Annotated in this window: 23 protein-coding genes, 1 pseudogene and 1 riboswitch; of the genes and pseudogenes, 16 read left to right on the top strand and 8 right to left on the bottom strand. The window is 72.7% G+C overall.

Annotation, left to right across the window (positions count from 1 at the left end; genetic code table 11):
* Positions 1 to 146 precede the first annotated feature (146 nt).
* Together ACIP89_RS06620 and ACIP89_RS06615 are read right to left on the bottom strand one after the other, a co-directional pair.
* Entirely contained in the window at positions 147 to 368 is a 222-nt protein-coding gene (locus tag ACIP89_RS06620; RefSeq protein WP_199883310.1) for a helix-turn-helix domain-containing protein, read from the bottom strand.
* Between the two features lie 341 nt (positions 369 to 709).
* Positions 710 to 2,308 (bottom strand): ABC-F family ATP-binding cassette domain-containing protein, encoded by a 1,599-nt coding sequence (locus ACIP89_RS06615; protein ID WP_401923521.1) that lies wholly within the window; start codon positions 2,306 to 2,308, stop codon positions 710 to 712.
* Positions 2,309 to 2,563: 255 nt separating this feature from the next.
* Between ACIP89_RS06615 and ACIP89_RS06610 the strand changes: the two genes are divergently transcribed.
* Both ACIP89_RS06610 and ACIP89_RS06605 read left to right on the top strand, forming a co-directional pair.
* Positions 2,564 to 3,454 carry a neutral zinc metallopeptidase gene (locus ACIP89_RS06610; protein ID WP_402113375.1) on the top strand — a complete coding sequence of 297 codons (891 nt, stop codon included), beginning with the start codon at positions 2,564 to 2,566 and terminating at the stop codon, positions 3,452 to 3,454.
* A 124-nt stretch (positions 3,455 to 3,578) separates the two neighbouring features.
* A complete protein-coding gene (locus tag ACIP89_RS06605) occupies positions 3,579 to 3,992 on the top strand; it encodes a VOC family protein (RefSeq protein WP_402113373.1) in 414 nt (137 codons plus the stop codon).
* A gap of 94 nt (positions 3,993 to 4,086) precedes the next feature.
* Here the strand turns inward: ACIP89_RS06605 and ACIP89_RS06600 are convergent, their stop codons facing one another.
* The 3 genes from ACIP89_RS06600 to ACIP89_RS06590 all read right to left on the bottom strand — a co-directional run bounded on the left by ACIP89_RS06600 (position 4,087) and on the right by ACIP89_RS06590 (position 7,501).
* Entirely contained in the window at positions 4,087 to 5,397 is a 1,311-nt protein-coding gene (locus tag ACIP89_RS06600; protein WP_401923749.1) for a hypothetical protein, read from the bottom strand.
* A 184-nt stretch (positions 5,398 to 5,581) separates the two neighbouring features.
* On the bottom strand, positions 5,582 to 6,709 hold the full coding sequence (locus tag ACIP89_RS06595; protein WP_401925872.1) for an alpha/beta hydrolase: 1,128 nt from the start codon (positions 6,707 to 6,709) through the stop codon (positions 5,582 to 5,584).
* A gap of 78 nt (positions 6,710 to 6,787) precedes the next feature.
* On the bottom strand, positions 6,788 to 7,501 hold the full coding sequence (locus tag ACIP89_RS06590) for a class II aldolase/adducin family protein (protein ID WP_402113371.1): 714 nt from the start codon (positions 7,499 to 7,501) through the stop codon (positions 6,788 to 6,790).
* Between the two features lie 235 nt (positions 7,502 to 7,736).
* Here ACIP89_RS06590 and ACIP89_RS06585 point away from each other — a divergent pair, with 235 nt between their 5' ends.
* The 7 genes from ACIP89_RS06585 to ACIP89_RS06555 all read left to right on the top strand — a co-directional run bounded on the left by ACIP89_RS06585 (position 7,737) and on the right by ACIP89_RS06555 (position 16,354).
* Positions 7,737 to 9,014, top strand: a complete 1,278-nt coding sequence (locus ACIP89_RS06585; RefSeq protein WP_402113369.1) for an anion permease — start codon at positions 7,737 to 7,739, stop codon at positions 9,012 to 9,014.
* 12 nt (positions 9,015 to 9,026) lie between these two features.
* The gene (locus tag ACIP89_RS06580; RefSeq protein WP_401923505.1) at positions 9,027 to 9,260 is read left to right on the top strand and encodes a hypothetical protein; all 234 of its coding nucleotides are present in this window, start codon (positions 9,027 to 9,029) and stop codon (positions 9,258 to 9,260) included.
* A 157-nt stretch (positions 9,261 to 9,417) separates the two neighbouring features.
* Positions 9,418 to 9,551, top strand: a riboswitch (cobalamin riboswitch).
* Between the two features lie 144 nt (positions 9,552 to 9,695).
* A complete protein-coding gene (locus ACIP89_RS06575; RefSeq protein WP_402113367.1) occupies positions 9,696 to 10,706 on the top strand; it encodes a cobalamin biosynthesis protein in 1,011 nt (336 codons plus the stop codon).
* Entirely contained in the window at positions 10,703 to 12,358 is a 1,656-nt protein-coding gene (locus ACIP89_RS06570; protein WP_401923500.1) for a cobyric acid synthase, read from the top strand. The genes ACIP89_RS06575 and ACIP89_RS06570 overlap by 4 nt, the downstream gene beginning before the upstream one ends.
* Positions 12,355 to 14,394 carry a putative cobaltochelatase gene (locus ACIP89_RS06565; RefSeq protein WP_402113364.1) on the top strand — a complete coding sequence of 680 codons (2,040 nt, stop codon included), beginning with the start codon at positions 12,355 to 12,357 and terminating at the stop codon, positions 14,392 to 14,394. The genes ACIP89_RS06570 and ACIP89_RS06565 overlap by 4 nt, the downstream gene beginning before the upstream one ends.
* Positions 14,394 to 14,993: a cob(I)yrinic acid a,c-diamide adenosyltransferase gene (cobO, locus tag ACIP89_RS06560; RefSeq protein ID WP_393337380.1), complete on the top strand. Its 600-nt coding sequence runs from the start codon at positions 14,394 to 14,396 to the stop codon at positions 14,991 to 14,993. The genes ACIP89_RS06565 and cobO overlap by 1 nt, the downstream gene beginning before the upstream one ends.
* The gene (locus ACIP89_RS06555; protein ID WP_402113362.1) at positions 14,987 to 16,354 is read left to right on the top strand and encodes a cobyrinate a,c-diamide synthase; all 1,368 of its coding nucleotides are present in this window, start codon (positions 14,987 to 14,989) and stop codon (positions 16,352 to 16,354) included. The genes cobO and ACIP89_RS06555 overlap by 7 nt, the downstream gene beginning before the upstream one ends.
* A 38-nt stretch (positions 16,355 to 16,392) precedes the next feature.
* Here the strand turns inward: ACIP89_RS06555 and ACIP89_RS06550 are convergent, their stop codons facing one another.
* A complete protein-coding gene (locus ACIP89_RS06550) occupies positions 16,393 to 17,115 on the bottom strand; it encodes a ZIP family metal transporter (RefSeq protein WP_401923492.1) in 723 nt (240 codons plus the stop codon).
* An 85-nt stretch (positions 17,116 to 17,200) separates the two neighbouring features.
* Between ACIP89_RS06550 and ACIP89_RS06545 the strand changes: the two are divergent.
* Positions 17,201 to 17,695, top strand: a pseudogene (locus ACIP89_RS06545) (cobalamin biosynthesis protein); the annotation flags it as partial.
* Between the two features lie 124 nt (positions 17,696 to 17,819).
* Positions 17,820 to 18,914, top strand: coding sequence for an Rv2231c family pyridoxal phosphate-dependent protein CobC (gene cobC / locus ACIP89_RS06540; protein ID WP_401923490.1), 1,095 nt, complete (start codon positions 17,820 to 17,822; stop codon positions 18,912 to 18,914).
* A 172-nt stretch (positions 18,915 to 19,086) separates the two neighbouring features.
* On the opposite strand, the gene ACIP89_RS06535 is transcribed toward cobC, so the two are convergent.
* Both ACIP89_RS06535 and ACIP89_RS06530 read right to left on the bottom strand, forming a co-directional pair.
* On the bottom strand, positions 19,087 to 20,202 hold the full coding sequence (locus ACIP89_RS06535; protein WP_402113359.1) for an SCO1860 family LAETG-anchored protein: 1,116 nt from the start codon (positions 20,200 to 20,202) through the stop codon (positions 19,087 to 19,089).
* A 391-nt stretch (positions 20,203 to 20,593) separates the two neighbouring features.
* Positions 20,594 to 21,670, bottom strand: coding sequence for an amidohydrolase family protein (locus ACIP89_RS06530; protein ID WP_402113507.1), 1,077 nt, complete (start codon positions 21,668 to 21,670; stop codon positions 20,594 to 20,596).
* 137 nt (positions 21,671 to 21,807) lie between these two features.
* Between ACIP89_RS06530 and ACIP89_RS06525 the strand changes: the two genes are divergently transcribed.
* The 5 genes from ACIP89_RS06525 to thpD all read left to right on the top strand — a co-directional run bounded on the left by ACIP89_RS06525 (position 21,808) and on the right by thpD (position 26,561).
* On the top strand, positions 21,808 to 22,914 hold the full coding sequence (locus ACIP89_RS06525) for a pyridoxal-phosphate-dependent aminotransferase family protein (protein WP_401923486.1): 1,107 nt from the start codon (positions 21,808 to 21,810) through the stop codon (positions 22,912 to 22,914).
* 318 nt (positions 22,915 to 23,232) lie between these two features.
* On the top strand, positions 23,233 to 23,763 hold the full coding sequence (gene ectA, locus ACIP89_RS06520) for a diaminobutyrate acetyltransferase (protein ID WP_401923484.1): 531 nt from the start codon (positions 23,233 to 23,235) through the stop codon (positions 23,761 to 23,763).
* A 150-nt stretch (positions 23,764 to 23,913) separates the two neighbouring features.
* Positions 23,914 to 25,170 (top strand): diaminobutyrate--2-oxoglutarate transaminase, encoded by a 1,257-nt coding sequence (ectB, locus tag ACIP89_RS06515; RefSeq protein WP_401923743.1) that lies wholly within the window; start codon positions 23,914 to 23,916, stop codon positions 25,168 to 25,170.
* A gap of 92 nt (positions 25,171 to 25,262) precedes the next feature.
* The gene (locus tag ACIP89_RS06510; protein WP_024494051.1) at positions 25,263 to 25,661 is read left to right on the top strand and encodes an ectoine synthase; all 399 of its coding nucleotides are present in this window, start codon (positions 25,263 to 25,265) and stop codon (positions 25,659 to 25,661) included.
* A 6-nt stretch (positions 25,662 to 25,667) separates the two neighbouring features.
* Positions 25,668 to 26,561, top strand: coding sequence for an ectoine hydroxylase (gene thpD, locus ACIP89_RS06505; RefSeq protein ID WP_401923481.1), 894 nt, complete (start codon positions 25,668 to 25,670; stop codon positions 26,559 to 26,561).
* Positions 26,562 to 26,592 lie beyond the last annotated feature (31 nt).

The raw sequence follows: 26,592 nt of genomic DNA, 5'->3' as shown, positions 1-26,592 counted from the left end.
GATCGGGTGCAGTCAGTGCAGTCAGCACAGAGCTAAGTGACTGAACAGTAACCACCCGGTCGATCATATGACCGACCGGGTGGCCACCACCGAACCGGTGGGCCACGGAGCGGATCGAACGATCCGCTCCGGTTCGCCGACGACTGTCAGGCCGCCGTGGCCTTCTTGCCTCGTGTCGCGCCGCCGCGTCCTCGCAGCGTCACTCCGGACTCACTGAGCATCCGGTGGACGAATCCGTAGGAACGGCCGGTTTCCTCGGCCAGCGCCCGGATGCTCGCACCGGAGTCGTACTTCTTCTTCAGGTCTGCCGCGAGCTTGTCGCGCGCGGCGCCGGTTACCCGGCTGCCCTTCTTCAGAGTCTCGGCCACCCGTGCCTCCTCGTGGGAAGTGCGCTCTGGACTCTCATGATCACCCCTCGGGCGCTTCCTGGCCACCCATTCGGCAAGGTCCGTGCAACCGGATTCACGCCCCGGGAGTGCGCCGGACTGATCGGAATCCCGCATTCCGCAGGGCTGTGGAGGGCCCCTGGGGAGCCCTCTGGGAAAAACGTCCAGGTCAGGGCCGCGCGGGTTCTGCGCCCTGAAATGGGTGCGCCCGGCAGGTATCTGCCGGGCGCCGCGCCGAGGTACGAGACGTACTCACGCAGATGATGGATCACGCGTAGGCCGAATGATCCAGTGCGAGTGGATCAATGGACGGCACCGCCGGGTCAGGCCAGCGAGACCAGGTCCCGGTAGTCCGCGCCCCACAGGTCCTCGACCCCGTCGGGCAGCAGGATGATGCGCTCGGGCTGGAGCGCCTCGACCGCGCCCTCGTCGTGCGTGACGAGGACGACCGCGCCCTTGTACGTGCGCAGCGCGCCGAGGATCTCCTCACGGCTGGCCGGGTCGAGGTTGTTGGTGGGCTCGTCGAGCAGGAGCACGTTGGCGGAGGAGACCACCAGCGTCGCCAGGGCGAGCCGGGTCTTCTCGCCGCCGGAGAGCACGCCCGCCGGCTTGTCGACGTCGTCACCGGAGAAGAGGAACGAGCCGAGCGTCTTGCGGACCGCGACGAGGTCGAGGTCGGGCGCGGCGGAGCGCATGTTCTCCAGGACGGTGCGGTCCGGGTCGAGGGTCTCGTGCTCCTGGGCGTAGTAGCCGAGCTTGAGTCCGTGGCCCTCGATGACCTCGCCGGTGTCGGGCTTCTCCGCGCCGCCGAGGAGCCGCAGCAGCGTGGTCTTGCCCGCGCCGTTGAGGCCGAGGATGACGACCCGGGAGCCCTTGTCGATGGCGAGGCCGACGTCCGTGAAGATCTCCAGCGATCCGTAGGACTTGGAGAGGCCCTCCGCCATCAGCGGGGTCTTGCCGCACGGCGAGGGGTCGGGGAAGCGCAGCTTGGCGACCTTGTCGGAGACCCGCACGGCCTCCAGGCCGGAGAGCAGCCGGTCGGCGCGCTTGGCCATGTTCTGGGCGGCCACGGTCTTGGTGGCCTTGGCGCGCATCTTGTCGGCCTGGGCGTTGAGGGTGGCGGCCTTCTTCTCGGCGTTCTGGCGCTCGCGCTTGCGGCGCTTCTCGTCGGCCTCGCGCTGCTGCTGGTAGAGCTTCCAGCCCATGTTGTAGACGTCGATCTGGGAGCGGTTGGCGTCGAGGTAGAAGACCTTGTTGACGACGGTCTGGACCAGGTCCTCGTCGTGGGAGATCACGACGAAGCCGCCCCGGTAGCTCCTGAGGTAGTCACGCAGCCAGACGATGGAGTCGGCGTCGAGGTGGTTGGTGGGCTCGTCGAGGAGCAGGGTGTCGGCGTCCGAGAAGAGGATCCTGGCCAGCTCGACACGGCGGCGCTGACCGCCGGAGAGGGTGTGGAGCGGCTGGGCGAGCACCCGGTCGGGCAGGCTGAGGGCCGCGGCGATGGTGGCGGCCTCGGCCTCTGCGGCGTATCCGCCCTTGGTGAGGAACTCCGTCTCCAGGCGCTCGTACTTCTTCATCGCCTTCTCGCGGGTGGCGCCCTTGCCGTTCGCCATCCGCTCCTCGTTCTCGCGCATCTTGCGGAGGGTCTCGTCGAGGCCGCGGGCGGAGAGGACGCGGTCGCGGGCGAGGACGTCGAGGTCGCCGGTGCGCGGGTCCTGCGGGAGGTAACCGACCTCGCCGGAGCGGGTGATGGTGCCGGCGGCGGGGGTTCCCTCGCCCGCGAGGCACTTGGTGAGGGTGGTCTTGCCCGCTCCGTTGCGGCCGACGAGGCCGATGCGGTCGCCCTTGGCGATGCGGAAGGAGGCGGATTCGATAAGCATGCGGGCGCCGGCGCGCAGCTCGATGCCGGAAGCGGTGATCACGGGAAAAACTCCAGGGCGGAATGGACGGCGGAGGAACGGCTAGCGATTCACGACTCGAACGCCGCTACTCACGCATACGCACAAGGAGAGTTGCCATGAGGACCAGTCTACTGGCGGTGTCCAATCGCTTTTCCGCATGCTTCCGCTCCCCGCCGTCCGGCCCCACCCGGAAACCGATAAGGGGCAACCCGGTGTGAACTATCCGATACTCGGCGCAGGCGCGGTGCGCGGCCGCGCGGAGCAGAGGGTGGTCCCATGCGGTTCGACGACGACGCCGATCTGGACACGTCCGAGGTCCGGGATGTGCGCGGCAGCCGCGTCCCGGGCGGCAGGGCCACCGTGGGCGGCGGCATCGCGGCGGTCATCGCGCTGATCCTGGGGCTGCTCTTCGGTGTCGGCCCCGAAGAGCTCGGCCTCTCCTCCGGCGGCTCGGGCACGACCGCGACCGCGTCGTCGGCCGCCCAGGTCGAGCGGTCCTGCCGGACCGGCCGGGACGCGAACACCAAGGACGACTGCCGGACGGTCGCGGTGGTCAACAGCGTCCAGGACTACTGGAAAGGGGAGTTCGCCCGGCGCGGAGCCACGTACGGGGACGCCCGCACGGTCCTGTTCACCGACCGGGTCGGCACCGCCTGCGGCTCCGCGACCTCGGCCGTGGGGCCGTTCTACTGCCCCGGGGACCGGCAGGTCTATCTGGACCTGGGGTTCTTCGACGAGCTGCGGACCACGTTCGGGTCGAGCGGCGGACCGTTCGCCCAGGCGTACGTCGTGGCGCACGAGTACGGGCACCACGTGCAGAACCAGCTGGGGACGCTGGGCCGCGCGCAGGACGGGCGGACCGGCGAGAACAGCGACGCGGTGAAGGTGGAGCTCCAGGCGGACTGCTACGCCGGGGTCTGGGCGCACCACGCGACGACGACACCCGACGGGTCGACGGGCCGGCCGCTGGTCACCGAGCTGAACGGGGCGGACATCCGGGACGGGCTCGACGCGGCCGCGGCGGTGGGGGACGACCGGATCCAGGAGAGGTTCCAGGGCCGGGTCACCCCGGAGTCCTGGACGCACGGCTCGGCGGCGCAGCGGCAGCAGTGGTTCACCACGGGTTTCCGCGGCGGTGACATGGTCGGCTGCGACACTCTCCGCTGACCCGCGGAAACCGCTTCCGCTCCGGCGTCCGGCAGGGCGTTGTCAGTGCCCGGTGGGAGACTGAGACGCAGATCACATACGAGTCGGGCGCGGGGTCCTGGCGACGCGAGAAGGGGTGAGCGCGATGGCGGGCTCGACGACAGGTGCGGCGTCGGTCTTTCCGGCGATTCTCTACGCCGACGCGAAGGCCGCGATCAAGCTGCTGACAGAGGCCTTCGGCTTCACCGCGGAAGCGGTCTACGAGGGCGACGACGGCACCGTGACGCACGCGGAGCTGTCCTGCGGGAACGGCAGGGTGATGCTGGGCTCCAAGGGCCGCGAGGGGATCTTCGCGAAGGCCATGCGGGGATCCGGGCCGGCCGGCGTCTACGTGGTGGTGGACGACACCGACGCGCACCACGCGCGGGCGGTGGAGCACGGGGTGGAGATCCTGATGCCGCCCACCGACCAGGACTACGGCTCGCGCGACTACATGGCGCGGGACGCGGAGGGCAACGTGTGGAGCTTCGGGACGTACGCCCCGGGGGCGACGGACTGACGGCTCCCGGACGGGCGGACCGACGACGGGCCGGCGACCGGCTGACGGCGGTCCGGCCGGCGGAGGTCTCCCCCGGGCCGGCCGGACCGGCCGCTCAGGCTCCGCCGGTGTGCACCTGGAACGCCGCTTTGCGGACCGCTTTGGCGAGTGCCGGGTCGGGGTGCGCGGCGGCCAGCGCCACCAGGACCTGGACGGTGCGCGGATGGCCCACCGCCCTCACCTCGTCGAGGAGGGCCGGGACGCTGCCCTGCACGGCCGAGTCGAGGTGGCGGACCAGCAGCGCCGTCTCGCCGTGGTCGGCCACCGCCGCCGCGGTGTCGACCCAGAGCCAGGTGGCCTCCTCCCGGCTGAGGGCCTCCTGGGCGTCCTCGGGGTCGGCCCCGTCGTACTCCGCGAGCCAGAGCAGCGCGTAGGGCCGCAGCGACGGATCGGTCACGACGGAGCGCACCTCGGGCTCCGCGGGTGCGCCGACCACCCGGAGCGCCTCGAAGGCGAGCCCGCGCAGCAGCGCGTCCTCGCCCCGCGCCACCCCGAGCAGTTCGGCGACGGCGCTGCCCACGGGGCGGGCGGCCAGCCAGGCGCGGTACTCGGCACGGGCCGGTCCGGGGGTGAGCCGGGCGCAGCCGAGCAGCATGTCGGCGGCGGACTGCTCGATGTTGCCGGCCGGGCTCTGGGCGGCGACGCAGATCTGCTCCAGCTTGACCCAGACCGCCCAGTTGCCGAGCGGGGTGAGGGTGGCGTGCCCGGAGCCGAGGGTGAGCGCGCCGACGGCGGCGAGCCCCTCCAGGGCCCAGTCCAGCAGGAGGGCGACCAGCGCCTCCGGGTGGGCGGTGGGGGCCGCCTCCTCGGGGACGGGCAGCGACTGCGGCCCGTACGGCACCTCGCAGCGCTCCTCGTGGAGTTCCGCGACGCGCTGGCCCAGCAGGTCGAGCAGGGCGGGCACGGTGACCGGGCCCGCCGAGAGCTGGAGGAGGGAGAGCACCTGGGGCACGGCCTCGACGGCCTCCGCGACCGCGGTGGACTCGATGTCCTCGGGCGCGGGGTGGACGAGGGACCAGGCGTCGAAGAGCGCCACCCAGCCGCGGAGCACGGCCGAGTCGTCGCGGTCCCAGGCGCGCAGCCGCCAGCCGGGCCGTGCGGTGTCGCCGTGCAGTTCGACGAGGCCGGCCAGCCGGGCCCGGTCCCAGCCGGAACGCACCTGGCCCGGGGACAACTCAAGCTCAGAAGAGGCGCGTTCGAGTGCGGTGGCGGCCAGCGGCGGGGTGCCTGGGCGGGAACCGCCGGCGGCCCAGCGGGCGATCCGCACGGCGTCGGCGAGAGCGGCCCTGGCCTGCCGGGCCAGTTCCGCCCGGGGCGGGGTGCCCTCGGGCGGGCGGGGTGCCGGCCTGGTGCGCCGGGTGATCACGGCCTTGTGAGCGGTGGCGAGGGGTCGCGGGCGGACAAGTCGCAGCCTGGAGTCGCGCGGGGTACGGGACGTCACGGGAGCAGTCTTGCCTCTGACAGCCCGAAAGCCCAAACGGAACCCGGATCACCGGTGTCCCGGGGCGTCCGCACCGTCCTGGACCAACCGGCAGAAGCGGCACATCAGCTCACATCAGGGGCGTGAGGAAGCGGCGCAGCGTCTCCTCGTAGTACACCGGGTCGGCGTTCCACATCGCCGCATGCGGAGCCTGCGCCACGGGGTGCAGGGCGACCAGGTCGGGGCGGCGGGCGGCGAGCGCGCGGGACGGCCGCCAGGGCGCCAGGGTGTCGCCGGGCCCGTGGAAGATCAGGGTGGGGACGTGCAGGGCCCGGGGCAGCGAGGTGTCCAGGAGCGGCGCGCCGCGCAGTCCGGTCTGTCCCTGGGCGGCCCGCACCGCGAGGGGCAGCAGGGCGGACGGCACTCCGCGGGCGGCGGCCAGGGCGCGCAGAGTGGTGGCCCAGTCCAGCACCGGGGAGTCGAGGACGAGTCCGCAGATCCGGTCCCGGAGCGCGGAGTTGGCGGACGCGTGGAGCGCCATGGAGGCGCCGGTCGACCAGCCGTGCAGCACGACCTTCTCGGCGCCGTAGCGCACGGCGAAGCGGATGGCCGCGTCCAGGTCGCGCCATTCGGACTCACCGAGGTGGCTGAGGCCGTCCGGGGAGCGCGGTGCTCCGGGGTCGCCCCGGTAGGCGATGTCGAGCACCGGCAGCTGCTGTCCGTTCAGGAACCCGAGCAGATTCAGGGGGTGTTCCCTGCTGGTGCCGATGCCGTGCGCGGTGATGACCCAGGTGTCCCGGTGGCCGGGCACGAACCAGCCGGGCAGGGCGCCGAGCTCGCCGGTGATCTCGACCTCGCGGTGTGCGAGGCCGAGGGCCGTGCTGGGGTCGCCGCAGTGCAGCTCGGGCGTGATGCGGACCTTGGCACCGGGGCGCAGGGTGCCGCGGTTGACGCGCTCCAGCCGGCGCACGACGGTGTCGGCGGCCTGGTGGGCCTGGTCGATCACCGGGCCGACGACGGCGTGGACGTCGTCACCGACCAGCCCGTAGGTGCCGGGCCGCAGCGCGGCGAAGGAACGGGTCAGGGTGACCTGCCCGGCCGCCGTCGCGTGCACGGTGACTCTGCGGTCGGCGGGGAACGGACGTCCGGACGGCGCCTTGAGGGCGACGTCGCTCGCGTACCGGCCGGCCGCGACCGCTGCCGCACCGGCGCCGAGGATGGAGGTGACGACTGCTGCCGTCGCTGTTGCCGGGCGCACGGCTTCAGTCTCCTGGGCGGCCGCGCACTCGGCCAGCGGGCGGGGGCCGTCCGGTGGCGGCCGCCCGCCCCGGCGGTCTCAGCCCGGCTGTCCGTACCCCTTCAGCGCCTCCCCGACGTCGCTCAGCTGGCCCGGGGTGAGCAGGGCCGGGGAGCGGCCGGGGACGGCGCTCGCGGCGAGCCAGAGGCGGCACAGCCATTCGAGCTGGGCGGTGCGGTCGTACGCCTCGTCGAGGGTGGCTCCGTAGGTGACGGTTCCGTGGTTGCCGAGCAGGCAGCCGGTGCGGTCCCGCAGAGCGGTCAGCATGTTCGCGGCCAGCTCGTCGGTGCCGTACCGGGCGTAGGCGGCGACCCGGACGGGGCCGCCCAGCAGCGCGGCCGCGTAGTGGATCGGCGGGACCTCGGCGACGAGCGTGGAGACGGCCGTGGCGTGCACCGCGTGGGTGTGCACGACGGCGGCCGCCGCGGTGTTCCGGTAGACCGCGAGATGGAGCGGAAGTTCGCTGGTCGGGGCCAGCGCACCGAGGACCTGGTTGCCCTCCAGATCGACGCCGACCAGGTCCTCGGGGCGGAGCCGGTCGTACGGCACACCGCTCGGGGTGACCAGTACGGTGCCGCCCACCCGCGCCGAGACGTTGCCCGAGGTGCCGACGACCAGGCCGTCGGCCGCCGTCCTGCGGGCGGTGGCGACGACCGTGCCCCAGGCCCGTTCGATGTCCCCGTCGCGATCGGCGGCACCGGCGTGTCCGATACCTCCGGTGTGTTCGACCGGGTCCTGCCACTGGTCGCTCATACGAAGATCCTTTCCACTGATGAGCGGTCCATGATTCCGCCTCTCGCCGGAGACCGGCCGGCCCCGGATTCGGGGCCCACACCGCCCCCTGCCCGTCCCGGCCTGTCGGAACACGGCCAAACAGGGCGACGCCACTCCGATCGGGGTCACCGCAACGCCCTGTTCAGTTCATCTTCCGTTCACCCAGGTTGCCTACGTTCCTCCTGCCACTGACGTCGAACGATTGCCTGGGTAAATGGAACACATCACGCTGCTGCTCGCGATTGTGATCGTGACAGCTCTAGTGTTCGATTTCACGAACGGTTTCCACGACACCGCCAACGCGATGGCGACCACCATCTCGACCGGCGCACTCAAACCCAAGACAGCGGTGGCTATGTCCGCCGTTCTCAACCTCGTCGGCGCGTTCCTGTCGGTGGAGGTCGCCAAGACGATCTCCGGCGGGATCATCAATGAGAACGGCCTCAGAACCGAGGTCATCTTCGCGGCGCTCGTCGGCGCCATCCTGTGGAATCTGCTGACCTGGCTGGTCGGGCTGCCGTCCAGCTCCTCGCACGCCCTCTTCGGCGGCCTGATCGGCGCCGCGGTGATGTCCGCGGGCTGGTCGTCGGTCGACGGCGGCACCGTCGTCACCAAGGTGCTGCTCCCCGCGGTCGCCGCCCCGATCGTCGCCGGACTGGCCGCGCTGCTGGCCACCAAGCTGACCTACCGGATCGGCGGCAAGGTCCAGGGCGGCGCCCAGGAGAAGGCGACCGCCAAGGGCTACCGCGCCGGACAGATCGCCTCCGCCGGGCTGGTCTCCCTCGCCCACGGCACCAACGACGCACAGAAGACCATGGGCATCATCACCCTGGCCCTGGTCACCGGCGGAGTCCTCTCCCCCGGTGCGAACCCGCCGGTCTGGGTCATCGTCAGCGCCGGAATGGCCATCGCGCTCGGCACCTACCTCGGCGGCTGGCGCATCATCCGCACCATGGGCAGCGGCCTCACCGAGCTCAGGCCGCCGCAGGGCTTCGCCGCCCAGACCAGTGCGGCCACGGTCATCCTGGCCTCCTCGCACCTCGGCTTCTCCCTCTCCACCACCCAGTCCTGCTCCGGCGCCGTGATGGGCGCCGGCCTCGGCCGCCGGGGCGGTGTGGTCCGCTGGTCCACCGCCACCCGGATGTTCGTGGCCTGGGGACTGACGCTGCCGGCCGCCGGTCTGGTCGGCGCGGGGGCCGAGTTCCTCACCCAGCAGGGCACCTGGGGTGTCGTGCTCGTCGCCGTACTGCTGATCGCGGGCTCCGGAGCGATCTGGGTCCTGTCCCGCCGCAAGCCGGTCGGTCAGGACGACGTCGCACCCGGCCTCCGGGACGGCACTCCGGTCACCGGGGACGCCGAACCCGCGGGCGTCGTCACCACCGCCATCGCGGCCGTCAGTCCGCCGCCCACCGCGGCCGCCGCTGCCCACGAGCTCACCGCCACCATCCCGGCCCCGGCCGTAGCCGACCCGGCACGACCCGCCACGGTGTAAGGAAGATCCTCCATGAACATCGACTGGGCAGCCCTCGGCACCGTCTTCGGCGTCTCTCTCGTCGCCACCGTCGCCCTGGTGGGCCTCTTCACCCTGGGCATCGCCGGCCTCGCCCGGCAGCCGGAACCGGCCGAGCGGGGCGGGCAGGCCGGCGGGTCCATGATCCTCGCCCGCGCGGGCGCGTACGTCTGCTTCGGACTGTGCGCGGCGGCGGTGGCCTACGGCATCTACCTGATCGTCGCCTGATCCACCGCCCCTGATCCGTCCGCCGCGTCGGGCCGGCCGCACCTCGGGTGCGGCCGGCCCGATGTGCGTCTCAGCACACTGCACCTTCGCAGGTCAACGGTAGGTTGACTGGCGTTCGCGGAGCGTGGTGGACTGCCGGAGCCATTACGGCGACAGCAGAGGAAGCCGGTGCGAATCCGGCGCGGTCCCGCCACTGTCACCGGGGAGCAGTCCCCCACCACCGGAAGTCACGGTCCACGCCGAGTGGGCTGGAAGACCGGGGGAACTGCGGATCCGGGAGCCAGGAGACTCTCGTCGCCGGTCACGTCGAACCAGGGCGCGGACCCTGAGTGAGGACATATCGCCATGCCCGGCCGCAGTGCGCCCGTCTCCGTGTCTCCCCTTCGACCAGCTGCTCGCACCAGGGCCCTCCGAGGCGCGACGGCCGGCTGAACCGTGCGTGCCGACCGCATCTTCGCGTACGGCGCCACGGCCGGACTGATCGGTGATCTGCTGCTCGGTGATCCCTGCCGGGGACATCCGGTCGCCGCCTTCGGGCGCGCCGCGGCAGGCGTCGAACGCCGTCTGTGGCGCGACCACCGCGGGTGGGGCGCCCTGCACACCCTGGTCTGCGCCGGAGGCGCCGCCGGGGGTGCCGCACTGGCCTCCCGCGCCCTGCGCCGCCGTCCCGCCGCCTCCGTCGCCCTGACCGCCGCCGCCACCTGGTCCGTCGTCGGCGGTACGTCGCTGGGGCGCGAGGCCCGGTCCATCGGCGGCGCGCTGGCCGCCGGGGACCTCGGGCTGGCGCGGGAGCGGCTGCCCCGTCTGTGCGGCCGCGACCCGCAGTCCCTGGACGGACCTCGGATCGCCCGCGCGGTGGTGGAGTCCGTCGCGGAGAACACCTCCGACGCCGTGGTCGGCGCCCTGGTGTGGGGTGCGCTGGGCGGGGTCCCCGGCCTCGTCGGCTTCCGGGCCGCCAACACCCTGGACGCGATGGTCGGCCACCGGTCGCCCCGCCACCTGCGCTACGGCTGGGCCTCGGCCCGCCTCGACGACCTCGTGGGCTGGCCTGGCGCCCGGCTCACGGCCCTGCTCGCCGTCGCCGCCGGCGGACGGCCCCGGAGTGCGCTGCGGGCCTGGCGGGCGGATGCCGCCAAGCACCCGAGCCCCAACGCGGGCCCGGTGGAGGCCTCGTTCGCGGGGGCGCTCGGCGTACGGCTCGGCGGCACCCTCGCCTACGGCGGCCGGGTCGAGCACCGCCCCGTGCTCAACGGCGAGGCGGGCCGGGCGGTGGAGACCGAGGACATCGAACGCGCCGTACGGCTGTCGCGCCGGATCGGGGTGCTGGCCCTCGGCGTGAGCGTGGCGGCCCGGCTGGGCGTGGGCGCCGCCGCACGACGGATCACCTCGACGCGCGGACCGGGGGCACCTGCCCCGGCGCGCACCTCAGGACGGAGACCGACATGAGCGGCGGACTGCTGGTCGCCGGGACCACCTCGGACGCGGGCAAGAGCGTCGTGACGGCGGGCATCTGCCGCTGGCTGGTGCGCCGGGGGGTGAAGGTCGCGCCGTTCAAGGCGCAGAACATGTCCCTCAACTCCTTCGTCACCCGTGAGGGCGCCGAGATCGGCCGGGCCCAGGCCATGCAGGCCCAGGCCGCCCGGGTGGAGCCGACCGCGCTGATGAACCCGGTGCTGCTCAAGCCCGGCGGCGACCGCTCCAGCCAGGTCGTCCTGATGGGGCGCGCGGTCGGCGAGATGAGCGCCCGCGGCTACCACGGCGGCCGGCAGGAGCAGTTGCTGTCCACCGTCGTGGACTGCCTGGAGCAGCTCAGGTCCACGTATGACGCGGTGATCTGCGAGGGGGCGGGCAGTCCGGCCGAGATCAACCTCCGGCGCACGGACATCGTGAACATGGGCATCGCACGGGCGGCGCGCTTCCCGGTGGTGGTCGTCGGCGACATCGACCGCGGCGGGGTCTTCGCTTCGTTCTTCGGTACGACGGCGCTGCTGGCCGCGGCGGACCAGGAGCTGGTGGCCGGCTACCTGGTCAACAAGTTCCGCGGTGACGTGTCGCTGCTGGAGCCGGGGCTGGACATGCTGCTCGGTCTCACCGGGCGGCCCACGTACGGGGTGCTGCCGTTCGCGCACGGCCTCGGCATCGACGAGGAGGACGGGCTGCGGGTCTCGTTGCGCGGCACCGTACGCGAGTCGGTCGTCGCGCCGCCGCACGGCGAGGACATCCTGCGGGTCGCCGTGTGCGCCGTGCCGCTGATGTCGAACTTCACCGACGTCGACGCGCTGGCCGCGGAACCGGGCGTCGTCGTGCGGTTCGTGGACCGCCCGGAGGAGCTGTCCGACGCCGACCTCGTCATCGTGCCCGGCACCCGGGGCACCGTGAAGGCGCTGGCCTGGCTGCGCGAGCGCGGGCTCGCCGACGCGCTTCGGCGGCGCGCCGCGGAGGGCCGCCCGGTCCTCGGCATCTGCGGCGGCTACCAGATCCTCGGCGAGCACATCGAGGACGAGGTGGAGTCGCGCGCCGGGCAGGTCGAGGCGCTCGGGCTGCTGCCCGTCCGCGTCCGGTTCGACCGCGAGAAGACCCTCGCCCGGCCGGCCGGTGAGGCGCTCGGCACCCCCGTGGAGGGGTACGAGATCCACCACGGCGTCGCGGACGTACGCGGCGGCGAGCCGTTCCTGACCGACGGGCGGGGACAGCGGCTCGACGGCTGCCGGTCCGGCGCGGTGTGGGGCACCCACTGGCACGGCTCGCTGGAGAGCGACGCGTTCCGCCGCCGCTTCCTGACCGAGATCGCGCGGGCCGCGGGGCGCCGTTTCGTCCCCGCCCCCGGCACCTGCTTCGCCGCACTGCGCGAGGAACAGCTCGACCTCCTCGGTGACCTCATCGAGGAACACGCGGACACCGACGCGCTGTGGCGGCTCATCGAGTCGGGCGCGCCTGCGGGACTCCCCTTCATCCCGCCCGGAGCGCCAGGAACCCCCGCGGCACGCCGGGCCCCGCGCCCGACCGCCCCACCGGATCGGCTGGGACCACCGGAACCGCTGGAACAGCCCGCACAGCCGCAGTCGCTGGAATCCGCCGCCACCAAGGAGGCCCTGTGAGTACGCCGTACCCCTTCACCGCCATCGTCGGGCAGGACGATCTCCGGCTCGGCCTGCTGCTCAACGCCGTCTCGCCGGCCGTCGGCGGGGTGCTGGTGCGCGGCGAGAAGGGCACCGCCAAGTCCACCGCCGTGCGCGCGCTGGCCGCGCTGATGCCGGAGGTGTCCGTCGTCCCGGGGTGCCGGTTCTCCTGCGACCCCGCCTCGCCCGACCCGGCGTGTCCCGACGGCCCGCACGAGCCGGCGTCCGGCGTGTCGCGGGCGGCACGGACGGTCGAGCTGCCCATCGGCGCGTCCGAAGACCGGCTCGTCGGGGCGCTCGACATCGAACGGGTGCTTTCGGAGGGCGTGCGAGCCTTCGAGCCGGGGCTCCTGGCCGCCGCGAATCGCGGCATTCTGTACGTGGACGAAGTCAACCTGCTGCAGGACCATCTGGTCGACGTCCTGCTCGACGCGGCGGCCATGGGCGCCTCCCATGTCGAACGCGAGGGCGTCTCCGTACGGCACGCGGCGCGGTTCCTGCTCGTCGGGACCATGAATCCCGAAGAGGGCGAGCTGCGCCCCCAACTGCTCGACCGGTTCGGGCTGACCGTCGAGGTCGCCGCCTCCCGGGACACGGACCAGCGGGTGGAGGTTGTGCGGCGGCGGCTCGCCTACGAAGACGACCCGGCCGCCTTCGCCGCCCGATGGGGCAAGGAGGAGGCCGCGCTGCGGGACCGGATCGCGGCCGCGCGGGCACTGCTGCCCGAAGTAGGCCTCGGTGACGGGCCACTGCGGCAGATCGCGGCGACCTGTGCGGCCTTCGAGGTCGACGGGATGCGGGCCGACATCGTCATGGCCAGGACCGCCACGGCGCTGGCCGCGTGGGCGGGGCGCACCGACGTGCTGGCCGAGGACGTGCGGCAGGCCGCGCTGCTCGCGCTCCCCCACAGGCGCCGGCGCAATCCGTTCGACGCGCCGGGGCTCGACGAGGACAAGCTCGACGACACGCTGGAGCAGAACAGCGGCGAGGACGACGACCCGGACCCGGACGGCCCCGGTGGCGGCGGCCCGCCGCCGCAGGGCGACGGGCCCGGCACACCGCCCCGGCCCGAGGGAGGCACCGACGACGCGCCCGAGGGTTCGGCGCCCGAGCAGTCCGTGCCCGAGCAGGGCGGGGAACGGGAACCGGGACAGGGCCGGCCGGCCGGAGGCGGCGAGCAGCAGCCCGTGCGGGCCGGCGAGCCGTTCCGGACGAAGATGCTGAGCGTGCCGGGCCTGGGCGAGGGGGCGGCGGGGCGGCGCTCCCGGGCGCGTACCGAGCACGGTCGGACCACCGGCGCGCGGCGCCCGCAGGGCGCGCTGACCAAGCTGCACCTGGCCGCCACCGTGCAGGCCGCCGCTCCGCACCAGCGGGCGCGGGGCCGGTCCGGGCGGGGTCTGGTGGTGCGGCGGGACGATCTGCGGCAGGCCACGCGGGAGGGGCGCGAGGGGAATCTCGTGCTGTTCGTCGTGGACGCGTCGGGGTCGATGGCGGCCCGGCAGCGGATGACCGCCGTGAAGGGCGCGGTCCTCTCGCTGCTGATGGATGCCTACCAGCGGCGGGACAAGGTCGGGCTGATCACGTTCCGGGGCAAGGAGGCGGCCGTGGTGCTGCCGCCGACCTCCTCGGTGGACGCGGCCGCCGCGCGGCTGGAGACGCTGCCCACCGGGGGCCGTACCCCGGTGGCCGCCGGACTGCTGAAGGCCCATGACGTGCTGCGGGTGGAGCGGCTGCGCGATCCGTCGCGGCGGCCGCTGCTGGTCGTGGTGACCGACGGGCGGGCGACCGGCGGACCGGAGCCGGTGGCGCTGGCCGCGCGGGCGGCCCGGCTGCACGAGGCCGACGGCACCGCGTCCGTGGTCGTGGACTGCGAGTCGGGTCCGGTACGGCTCGGCCTCGCGGCGAGTCTCGCGGCCGAGCTGGGCGGCACCGCCGTCACGCTCGACGAGCTGCGGGCCGACTCGATCGCCGGGCTGGTCAAGAACGTTCAGGGTGACAACAGGAGGGCCGCTTGATGCCGCAGGGACAGCCGGTCAGTGTGCCGGACGACGGACTCACCACCCGGCAGCGCCGCAACCGGCCGCTGCTGATGGTGCACACCGGTATCGGCAAGGGGAAGTCGACGGCGGCCTTCGGGCTGGCGCTGCGCGCCTGGAATCAGGGGTGGCCGGTCGGGGTCTTCCAGTTCGTGAAGTCCGCGAAGTGGAAGGTCGGCGAGGAGAACGCGCTGAAGGTACTGGGCGCGAGCGGCGAGGGCGGGCCCGTCGTCTGGCACAAGATGGGCGAGGGCTGGTCCTGGGTCCAGCGCGACCAGCAGCTGGACAACGAGGCGGCGGCCCGCGAGGGCTGGGAGCAGGTCAAGCGTGATCTCGCCGCGCAGACGCACCGGCTCTACGTGCTCGACGAGTTCGCCTACCCGATGCACTGGGGCTGGGTCGACACCGAGGAGGTGGTCCAGGTGCTGCGCGACCGGCCCGGTTCGCAGCACGTGGTGATCACCGGGCGCAACGCACCCGCCGCGCTGCTGGACGCGGCGGACCTGGTGACCGACATGTCGAAGGTCAAGCACCCGATGGACGCCGGGCAGAAGGGCCAGAGGGGCATCGAGTGGTGACGATCCCGCGCCTGGTCATCGCCGCGCCGTCGTCCGGCAGCGGCAAGACCACCGTCGCGACGGGCCTGATGGCCGCCTTCACCGGACGCGGACTCGCCGTGTCGGGGCACAAGGTGGGGCCCGACTACATCGATCCGGGCTACCACACCCTCGCCACGGGGCGCCCCGGACGCAATCTCGACGCGTACATGTGCGGGCCCGAGCTGATCGCCCCGCTGTTCGCGCACGGGGCACGCGGCTGCGACCTGGCGGTCGTCGAGGGCGTGATGGGGCTGTACGACGGGGCCTCCGGGCTCGGTGAGCTGGCGTCCACCGCGCATGTCGCGAAGCTGCTGCGGGCGCCGGTGGTCCTGGTCGTGGACGCGTCGTCGCAGTCGCGCTCCGTGGCGGCGCTGGTGCACGGTTTCGCCTCGTGGGACCCGCAGGTGCGGATCGGCGGGGTGATCCTGAACAAGGTCGGCTCCGACCGGCACGAGGCGCTGTTGCGCGAGGCGCTGGAGGAGTCCGGAGTGCCGGTGCTGGGGGTGCTGCGGCGGGCCGGGCAGCTGGCGGTGCCGTCGCGGCACCTGGGCCTGGTGCCGGTGGCGGAGCGCCGGGGCGACGCGGTGGACGCTGTCGCGGCGATGGCGGGGCAGGTGCTGGCCGGGTGCGACCTGGAGGGGCTGATGGCGCTGGCGCGGTCCGCGCCGCCGGTGACGGGTGAGGTGTGGGAGGCGGCGGGCGCAGTCGGCGCGCCGACGGGGCCGGACGGGGCACCGGCGGGGGTGCGTATCGCTGTCGCCTCCGGGGCCGCGTTCACCTTCTCCTACGCCGAGCACAGTGAGCTGCTCAGCGCGGCGGGGGCCGAGGTCGTGCCGTTCGATCCGTTGCGGGACGAGTCGTTGCCGGAAGGGACTCGGGGACTGGTCATCGGGGGCGGGTTTCCCGAGGTGTACGGGCCCGAGCTGTCCGCCAACGAGCCGTTGCGCAGGGCCGTCGCGGAGCTGGCGGAGTCGGGGGCCCCGGTGGCCGCCGAGTGTGCGGGGCTGCTCTATCTGGCGCGGTCGCTCGACGGGCTGCCGATGTGCGGGGTGCTGGCTGCCGAGGGGCAGATGTCCCAGCGGCTGACGCTCGGTTACCGGGACGCCGTGGCGCTCTCCGACAGCGTTCTCGCGGCGGCCGGCACCCGGATGCGCGGGCACGAGTTCCACCGCACCGTGCTGGAGCCGGGCGCCGGGGACGAGCCGGCCTGGGGCATGCACCGGCCGGAGCGGCGCGTGGAGGGGTTCGTGCGGCGGGGCGTCCACGCGAGCTACCTGCACACCCACTGGGCCGCCGCGCCCGGCACCGCCCGCCGGTTCGTCGAGAAGTGCGCGGGATGAACCACGGACACGGCGGCGGGCGGCGCGCGGGGAGCCGGTCAGTCCGCGATGCCCACGACCAGCCAGATGAAGCCCACTCCGGCGACCGTCCAGAGCAGCGTGGAGCGGGCCGGATGGTCGTGGTGCGCCTCGGGGAGGATCTCGGCGGCGGCGAGGTAGAGCAGCGCTCCGCCGAAGAAGCCGAGATAGCAGCCGAGGAGTTCCGCCGGAAGGGTGAACAGAAGCGTCGTCGCCGCACCGACGACGGGCGCCGCCGCGTCCGCGTAGAGCATCGTGAGGGCCTTGCGGCGGGCGTTCCCGTAGAGGCTGGTGATCGTGTACGTGTTGAAGCCGTCCGCGAAGTCGTGGGTGATCACGGCGAGGGCGACGGCCGCGCCCATGCCGCCGCCGACCTGGAAGGCCGCGCCGAGCGCCACGCCGTCCATCAGGCTGTGGCCGACCATCGCCGCCGCGGCCGTCAGTCCGACCTGGGGCACCCGTTCCTCGCCCGCCCCGTGCGCGGCCTGGCGCACCGCGAGCAGCCGCTCCACCAGGTGCGCGACCAGGAAGCCGCCGACGAACAGCAGCAGGGCCGCCGGTACGCCGAAGACCAGGCCGCCGGCGGCCTCGATCGCCTCCGGCAGCAGGTCCAGGCCGACCACGCCGAGCATCAGTCCACCGGCGAAGCCGAGTACGAGGTGGCGGCGGTCGGTGACGCGCTGGGCGACCCAGCCACCGGCCAGGGTCATCAGGAACGCGCCGAGCGCGACGAACACCGCCATGGCCTCTTGCTAGCCGATTGACCCCGGTGCGCGCATCCCAGGGCGCCCGCCCCCAGTGCTGTCATCCGTCCGGAAGGAGTGCTCCATGACCGAAAACGCCGACGGTCGCCTGCCCGGTCCCCGGGCCGCCGGTCCCAGGACCGCCTCGCTCACCGTCGGGGTCGGCGCGTCCAGGGGCGCGCCGCGGGACGAGGTGCTCGGGCTGATCCGGGACACCCTGGCAGGCGCCGGGCTCTCGCCGCTGAGCGTCTCGGAGTTGGCGACCGTCGACGCCAGGGCCGGGGAGCCGGGGATCGTGGCCGCCGCCGTGCGGCTCGGGGTGCCGCTGCTGACGTACCCGGCCGAGGTGCTGGCCCGGGTCGAGGTGCCGCATCCGTCCGGCGCGCCGCTCACCGCCGTCGGCACGCCCTCGGTGGCGGAGGCCGCGGCGCTCGCCGGGGGCGGCGAACTCCTCGTACCGAAGCGGAAGTCGCGCCCGCAGGGGCGCGCGGCGATGGTCACCTGCGCGGTCGTGCGCCGGGTCCCGCGCCACCGGCTCGCCGTCGCGGAGGCCGCTCCGGCGCTCGTGGCGCCGTCCGCTCCCGTCGCGCCGTCAGGTCCGGACCGTTGCGTGAAGCCCGTCGCGGGGCGCATAGTCGTTCTGCCGCACTTCCACCCTCACGACGACGGCCATTCCCCCCACTCCCACCCCCACCATGGCGGTCATGCACACTCCCACTGAGAGCCCCGACGCCACCGGCGCGGGAGCCCACGATCTGCGGCATCACGGTGACGCGGAGGTACGGGGACGGGGCCGGGATCTGACCGATCTCGCCGTCAACGTACGGGCCGGTACCCCACCGGCCTGGCTGAAGGAGCGGATAGCCGCGTCGCTGGGCGCGCTCTCCGCCTATCCGGACGGGCGTCCGGCGCTCGCGGCGGTCGCCGCACGGCACGGGCTGCCGCCCGAGCGGGTCCTGCTGACCTCGGGTGCGGCGGAGGCGTTCGTGCTGATCGCCCGCGCGCTGCCGGCCCGGCGGCCGGTCGTGGTCCATCCCCAGTTCACCGAGCCGGAGGCCGCCCTGCGCGCGGCCGGGCACGAGGTGGGACGGGTGCTGCTGCGGGCCGAGGACGGCTTCCGGCTGGATCCTGCCGCCGTTCCGGCGGACGCGGATCTGGTGGTGGTCGGCAATCCGACCAACCCGACGTCCGTGCTGCACCCCTCGGCCGTCCTGGAGCGGCTGGCCCGTCCCGGGCGGACGCTCGTGGTCGACGAGGCGTTCATGGACGCGGTGCCCGGTGAGCGCGAGGCGCTGTGCGGCCGTACGGATGTCCCCGGGCTCGTGGTCCTGCGCAGCCTCACCAAGACCTGGGGGCTCGCCGGGCTGCGGATCGGCTACGTCACGGCGGCACCGGAGACCGTGCGCCTGCTGGCGGAGGCGCAGCCGTTGTGGCCGGTGTCCTCGCCCGCGCTGGCGGCGGCCGAGGCGTGCATGGAGCCGAGGGCGCTGGCCGAGGCGGAGGCCGCCGCGGAACGCATCACGGTGGACCGGTGCCATCTGGTCGCGGGGCTGCGTGAGTTCACCGAGATCCAGGTAGTGGAGCCGGCGGAGGGGTCGTTCGTCCTGATCCGGCTGGACCGGGCCGCGGAGATACGGGAGCGGCTGCGGACGCTGGGCTTCGCGGCCCGGCGCGGCGACACGTTTCCGGGACTCGGCACCGACTGGCTGCGGCTGGCCGTGCGCGACCGTACGACGACCAACCGATTTCTTCAGGTGCTCGACCAGGCGCTCCAGGCGCTGACCGCCGTCAGCCGATGAATCAATGAGCCGGTGAGCCCGTGACAGTCTCGCCCGGCTGGCGTCGCACCGAGGGGCGGAGAGCGGTGTTCCACCCACGGAACACCGCTCTCCGCCCCCTTTTTTACCGCGGTTCTTTCTTTCCTACGGCCCCCCGGCCGCCCCCTCGGGCCCTGACTCGCTCATCCGCGGGTCAGCTCCGCGCACGCCGCCTGGCCACCACCATCGCGCCCGCGCCTGCCGCCAGCAGCAGTGCCGCGCCGCCCGCGATGTACGGCGTGCTGGAGCTGGAGCCGGTCTCCGCGAGGTCGCCGTCGGTGGCCGCGGGGGCGCTGCCGGTACCGGTCTGCGTCTTCACATCACCGCTGGAGCCGCCGGAGGCGGAGTCACCGGAGCTGGAGCCCCCGCCGGTCGAACCGCTGTTGCCGGAGCCGCCGTCGGTCGAACCGTTGTTGCCGGAGCCGCCGTCGGACGAACCTCCCCCGGTCGGACCGCCGTTGCCGGAACCACCGTCGCCGGAACCACCGTCGGACGAACCGCCGTCCGAAGAGCCGCCATTCGAAGAGCCGCCGGTGGAGCCGCCCGGCCTGGGCGCCTTCGGGGTCTCGCAGGTGGCCTCCGCGAGCGTCACCTCGCCCCGCACGTCGGCCACGTTCAGCTTGAGCGGGTTCACCGAGACCTTCAGCTGGAGCGCAGTGGCGGCCGCGGTGCGCGAGGTGGTGTGCGTCTTCGCCAGGTCGAGGGTCACCTCACCGACGCCCGGCACATTGACCCGGGTGGTGCCTCCGGTGGTCAGGGTGACGCGCTGGCCGAGGACCTTCACATGCCCCAGCACGTTCGCCTCCGCCACCGGCCGGTGGCCCACCTCACAGACCGCCTTGGTGGTGATCTGCTCCACCTCGATCAGCGAGAGCAGCGGCAGACCGGGCAGGTTGAGCCGGGCCCTGACGATGTTGGTGTAGCCCTCGGCACGGTGCTTGTCGACGGTCGCGTTCGCCGTGGCGACATCGGCGCGCAGCACCTTGACGGGCTGCCCCCGGTCCACGCCGTCGAGCCGCACGCTGAGCGCGGTCTCCTTCGCGGTGGCCGGCGCGTGCACCTCATTGAGCGTGGTCCTGAGCGGCACATCGATCGACTTGTTCAGGAGCGAGACATCGAGTGCGGTACGGAGCACTACCGCGCCGGCCTTCCCGTCGCCGGTGGTCGTGGCGGTGGTCGCCGTGGTGGCCTGCGCCGGGACGGCGACCAGCAGCGCGACGGGAGCGGCGGCGATCGCCAGGGCGGCGAGGCGGAAGGTGTTGCTGTTCAAGATGGTGGAACCCCCACAAGAGACATTGGAGCCACCGGCGCCGTCCAATGGGGGACATCGCGGGCACCGGTGGCCTCGACTCCGTGAATCTTTACGCACGGAGGGTGAACTGGCGGATACCTGAGGTGAGTTCACCCCAAAGGGGGGTTTCCGTGTCTGTATTCGATTATTCCGGCACGTGCGTTCCCTCGGCATCACTGTTTTCACCCGCTCCACCCGTTTCCCTGAGCGCGAGCGGCTCACGGGAGGCCACGCCGGGCGCACGGGGAGGTGGTTCAACGAGCGGTCCGCGCTCCGGTAACTGCCGGTCAACACGGCGCATCCCGGGGCGATCCCCCGGCACCGGGCCGCCCCCGGAGGCCCGGTGCCGGCCGCCCCGGAGGCCCGCCCCTCAGCCGATCACCCGCCCGTTCAGCACGACCCTGCGGGGCCCGGCCAGCACGCGCACGTCCGCCCTCGGGTCCTCGTCGTACACCACCAGGTCGGCCGGAGCCCCCTCGTCGAGCCCCGGCCTGCCGAGCCACGCGCGGGCGCCCCAGGCCGCCGCCGACAGCGCCTCCAGGGCCGGGATGCCCGCCTTCACCAGTTCCGCGACCTCCCCGGCCACCAGCCCGTGGGCCAGCACGCCGCCCGCGTCGGTGCCGACGAAGACGGGCACACCGGCGTCGTACGCGGCGCCCACCGTCTCGTAACGCCGCTCGTGCAGCCGGCGCATATGGGCCGACCAGCGGGGGTACTTGGCGTCGCCGCCGCGTGCCAGCGAGGGGAAGGTGGCGATGTTGACCAGTGTCGGGACGATCGCGACCCCGCGCTCCGCGAAGAGCGGGATCGTCTCCTCGGTCAGCCCGGTCGCGTGCTCGACGCAGTCGATGCCGGCCTCGACGAGATCGCGCAGCGAGTCCTCCGCGAAGCAGTGCGCGGTGACCCGGGCGCCGAGCCGGTGCGCCTCGGCGATGGCCGCCCCGACCGCCTCGCGCGGCCAGCAGGCGGTCAGGTCGCCCACCTCCCGGTCGATCCAGTCCCCGACGAGCTTCACCCAGCCGTCGCCGCGCCGCGCCTCCTGCGCCACGTACGCCACCAGCTCGTCCGGCTCGATCTCGTACGCGTAGTTCCTGGTGTAGCGGCGGGTCCTGGCGATGTGCCGGCCGGCCCGGATGATCTTCGGCAGGTCCTCGCGGTCGTCGATCCACCGGGTGTCGGCGGGCGAACCCGCGTCGCGCAGGAGCAGCGCACCGGCCTCCCGGTCCTCCACGGCCTGCTTCTCCGTGGTCGCCGTGTCGACGGCCCCGTGGTGGTCGAGCCCGACGTGGCAGTGGGCGTCCACCAGCCCCGGCAGCACCCATCCGGTGAGGACCGTCGCCCCGTCCGCGCCGGGGGGCCGCTCGTACGTGACGCGCCCGTCGACCGCCCAGAGTTCGTCCCTGACCTCCTCGGGTCCGACGAGCACCCGCCCCTTCACGTGCAGCACCCGCTGCGCCTTGTGATCGCTCATGGACAGCACTGTACGAGGGACCGTTCCGCCGGGCCGCGAGGTGCTGGGTACGCTCGGTGGGGGCCCGGTCCGCAGGCCCGCACACCGCCACGAACCCGAAGAGAGCACCAGCCGTGACGCACCCCTTCCTCGACCTCACCCCGCTCACCGCGGAGCACTTCGCGGCGATCGAGCGGCGGGTGGCCCGCCTCCTCGCCACCGAGCAGGACGTCGTCATCACGCAGGGCGAGGCCCTGCTCCCGCTCGAAGGCTGTATCCGGGGCGGCGCCCGGCCCGGTTCGACCGCGCTGAACGTGGTGACGGGTCCGTACGGGCAGACCTTCGGCAACTGGCTGCGGGACTGCGGCGCCGAGGTCGTCGACCTGGCGGTGCCCTTCCACACGGCCGTCACGGCGGAGCAGGTCGCGCAGGCGCTGGCCGCGCACCCGGAGATCGACTTCGTCTCGCTGGTCCACGCGGAGGCGGCGACCGGCAACACCAACCCGGTCGCGGAGATCGGCGAGGTCGTGCGCGCCCACGGTGCGCTGTTCATGCTGGACGCCGTCGCCTCCGTGGGCGCGGAGCCGCTGCTGCCGGACACCTGGGGCGTCGACCTGTGCGTGATCGGCGCGCAGAAGGCGATGGGCGGTCCGGCCGGGGTGTCCGCGGTGTCGGTGAGCGCCCGCGCCTGGGAGCGGCTCGCCGCCAACCCGCAGGCCCCGCGCCGCTCCTACCTCTCCCTGCTGGACTGGAAGGAGCGCTGGATCGACGGTGGGCGCAGGGCCCTGCCGCACGCTCCGGCCCAGCTGGAGATGCTGGCCCTGGAGGCCTGTACGGAGCGGATCGAGGCGGAGGGGCTGGACGCCCTCATGGCCCGGCACGCCGCGGCGGCCGCCGCGACCCGGGCCGGTGCGCTCGCGCTGGGCGGCGGCCTGGCCCCGTACGTGCACGAGGCGAAGGACGCGGCGCCGGTGGCGACCACGCTGCGCGCCCCGGAGGGTGTGGACGCGGCGGGCCTGGTGGCGCGGGCACTCGCCGCGGACCCGTCGCTGCCGCTGATCGCGGGCGGCGGGGCGCTGGCCGGGGAGATGATCCGGGTCAATCACTACGGGGTGGACGCGACGCGGGGCGCGGTGCTCTCCTCGCTCGCGGCTCTGGGGTCGGCGCTGGCCGACGCGGGCCGGCAGGTCAATTTCGAAGCTGCCCGGAAGACGGTTTCGGAAACCTGGCCCAGCGAATAAATTGCGACGCAATCCAACAATGCGGGGAGCCGGCTCATCGAGAGCAGCTCCCCGCATTCTTATTCCCGCTCCCCCGAAGGCTAAACACCCAGGTTTCCGCGAGGCCTTGTCACCCATTTCGGTTGCGTCTCCATAGAGTTATCACGTTGTGACCGACTCCACACCGAGGACGTTTTGCCCGATAAATACGGGTCAATTCGGAAGGAATCGTGGTTGATTCGCGCTGGAGCGCGCACCCGCGTGATAGCACAGAAGAGTCCTTCACCCAACCCTTTTCCTCGATGCAATTTCGAAATTTGCTGGGTAAATTCAAATCCCATGACCGCCGCACCAGCAGATTTTGCACGTGCCCGAAGCGAATTCATCACTATCGACACCCCGCGAGTGGAGGACGGAGCCGCGATCTGGCGCATAGCCCGCGACTCCAAGGTCCTGGACCTCAACTCCTCGTACAGCTACCTGCTGTGGTGCCGTGACTTCGCGGCGACCTCCGTGGTCGCCCGCGACGAGACCGGCAGCCCGGTCGCCTTCGTGACGGGGTACATCAGGCCAGACCGCCCCGAGACGCTCGTCGTCTGGCAGGTGGCCGTCGACCACGGCCACCGCGGCACCGGCCTGGCGGCGAAGCTGCTGGACGACCTGACCTCGCGGGTCGCCGCGAACCAGGGCCTGGCCTCGGTCGAGACGACCATCACACCGGACAACACCGCGTCGGACCGCCTGTTCACGTCCTACGCCCAGCGCCACGACGTGGAGCTGGAGCGCGAGGTGCTCTTCGACGGCGGCCTGTTCCCGGAGGGCACTCATCTGCCGGAAGTGCTCTACCGCATAGGCCCGTTCCACGCCTGAGCGCGCACTTCCGCCGGCGGGCGCAGGTGCCCGCCGCGATCCCCTTCACCGCCGCACGTCACACCCCCCTCACGCAGGAGACCCGCTGTGACCATCACCCCGCCCGCCCACTCGTCTCCCTCCGCCACCCTCAACCGACAGGCCTACGGCATGACCCCTCCCGATCTCAGTGTCTTCGAGACCCTGGAGTCCGAGGTGCGAAGCTACTGCCGCGGCTGGCCCGCCGTGTTCGACCGTGCGCAGGGCGCCCGGCTGACGGACGAGGACGGCCACTCGTACCTCGACTTCTTCGCCGGAGCCGGTTCCCTCAACTACGGCCACAACAACCCGGTGCTGAAACGCGCGCTGATCGACTACATCGAGCGCGACGGCATCACCCACGGCCTGGACATGGCGACCACCGCCAAGCGGGCCTTCCTGGAGACCTTCCAGAACGTCATCCTGCGGCCGCGCGACCTGCCGTACAAGGTGATGTTCCCCGGCCCGACGGGCACCAACGCCGTCGAGTCGGCACTGAAGCTGGCCCGCAAGGTCAAGGGCCGCGAGTCCGTGGTGTCGTTCACCAACGCCTTCCACGGCATGTCGCTCGGCTCGCTGGCCGTCACCGGCAACGCCTTCAAGCGGGCCGGCGCCGGCATCCCGCTGGTGCACGGCACCCCGATGCCGTTCGACAACTACTTCGACGGCACCGTCCCGGACTTCCTCTGGTTCGAGCGGCTGCTGGAGGACCAGGGCTCCGGGCTGAACAAGCCCGCCGCCGTGATCGTGGAGACGGTCCAGGGCGAGGGCGGCATCAACGTCGCCCGCGTCGAGTGGCTCCGTGCGCTCCAGGAGCTGTGCCACCGCCAGGACATGCTGCTGATCGTCGACGACATCCAGATGGGCTGCGGCCGCACCGGCGGCTTCTTCTCCTTCGAGGAGTCCGGCATCACGCCGGACATCGTGACGCTGTCCAAGTCCATCAGCGGCTACGGACTGCCCATGTCGCTCTGCCTGTTCAAGCCCGAGCTGGACATCTGGGAGCCGGGCGAGCACAACGGCACCTTCCGGGGCAACAACCCGGCGTTCGTCACCGCCGCCGCCGTGCTCGACGCCTACTGGGCGGACGGCCAGATGGAGAAGCAGACGCTGGCCCGCGGCGAGCAGGTGGAGCAGGCGCTGCTGGCGATCTGCGCCGAGCACGACAGCGCGCAGTTCCGCGGCCGCGGACTGGTGTGGGGCATGGAGTTCAACGACCCGGCGCGTGCGTCGGCCGTCTGCGCCCGCGCCTTCGAGCTGGGGCTGCTGCTGGAGACGTCCGGTCCGCAGAGCGAGGTCGTCAAGCTGCTGCCGCCGCTGACCATCACCCCGGAGGAGCTGGACGAGGGCCTGCGCACGCTGGCCCGCTGCGTCCGCGAGACCGCCTGAGGGACGGTCGGCTCACCCGACCGCCCCTGACCCGGGGCCGCCCCGGGCGGGCCCGATGAGAAACACCGTAGAGAGAAAGGCACTGACCCACCGTGATCGTCCGATCGTTCAGTGACATCGAGAACACCGACCGGCATGTGAAGGCCGCCTCCGGCACCTGGGAGAGCAAGCGCATCCTGCTCGCCCAGGAGAAGGTGGGCTTCTCCCTCCACGAGACCACGATGTACGCGGGTACCGAGACGTCGATGTGGTACGCCAACCACATCGAGGCGGTCCTGTGCGTCGAGGGCGAGGCCGAGCTCACCAACGACGAGACCGGCGAGAAGCACTGGATCACTCCCGGCACGATGTACCTGCTCAATGGCCATGAGCACCACACCATGCGTCCGAAGACGGACTTCCGCTGCGTCTGTGTCTTCAACCCGCCCGTCACCGGACGGGAGGAGCATGACGAGAACGGTGTCTACCCGCTGCTGACCGAGGAGGTCTGAACCACCATGACCACTGATGCACGCGCCGACCTGTACCCATCGCGCGGCGCCGCCGAGATGACCACTCCCCGCCAGGACCCGGTCATCTGGTCCGCGCCCGGCGCACCGGGACCGGTCTCCGCGAAGGACCTCCAGGGGTTCGAGCGGGACGGCTTCCTCACCGTCGGCCAGCTGATCGAGCCGGACGAGGTGGCCGGTTACCACGCCGAGCTGGAGCGGCTGATCGCGGATCCGGCGGTACGGGCCGACGAGCGCTCGATCATCGAGCCGAAGTCGAGGGAAGTCCGGTCGGTCTTCGAGGTCCACCGGCTCAGCGAGGTGTTCGCCCGGCTGGTCAGCGACGAGCGCGTGGTGGGCCGGGCCCGGCAGATCCTCGGTTCCGACGTGTACGTCCACCAGTCCCGGATCAACGTGAAGCCCGGCTTCGGCGCCTCCGGGTTCTACTGGCACTCGGACTTCGAGACCTGGCACGCCGAGGACGGACTGCCGAACATGCGGGCGGTCTCCGTCTCGATCGCGCTGACCGAGAACTACGACACCAACGGCGGGCTGATGATCATGCCCGGCTCGCACAAGTCGTTCCTCGGGTGTGCCGGCGAGACGCCGAAGGACAACTACAAGAAGTCGCTCCAGATGCAGGACGCGGGCACCCCGTCCGACGAGGCGCTGACGAAGATGGCCGACCGGCACGGCATCAGGCTCTTCACCGGGCAGGCCGGTTCGGCCACCTGGTTCGACTGCAACGCCATGCACGGCTCCGGGGACAACATCACCCCGTACCCGCGCAGCAACGTCTTCATCGTGTTCAACAGCGTGGAGAACGAGGCGCAGGAGCCCTTCGCGGCTCCGGTCCGCCGCCCGGAGTTCATCGGGGCGCGGGACTTCACGCCGGTGAAGTAGGACCGGCCGGCACGGCGGAGGGGGTGGGACG

This window comes from Streptomyces sp. NPDC088730, assembly GCF_044751215.1.
GTDB lineage: Bacteria > Actinomycetota > Actinomycetes > Streptomycetales > Streptomycetaceae > Streptomyces.
The sequence above is the reverse complement of the archived record's forward strand: the minus strand, read 5'-3'. Positions and strand labels throughout refer to the sequence as shown.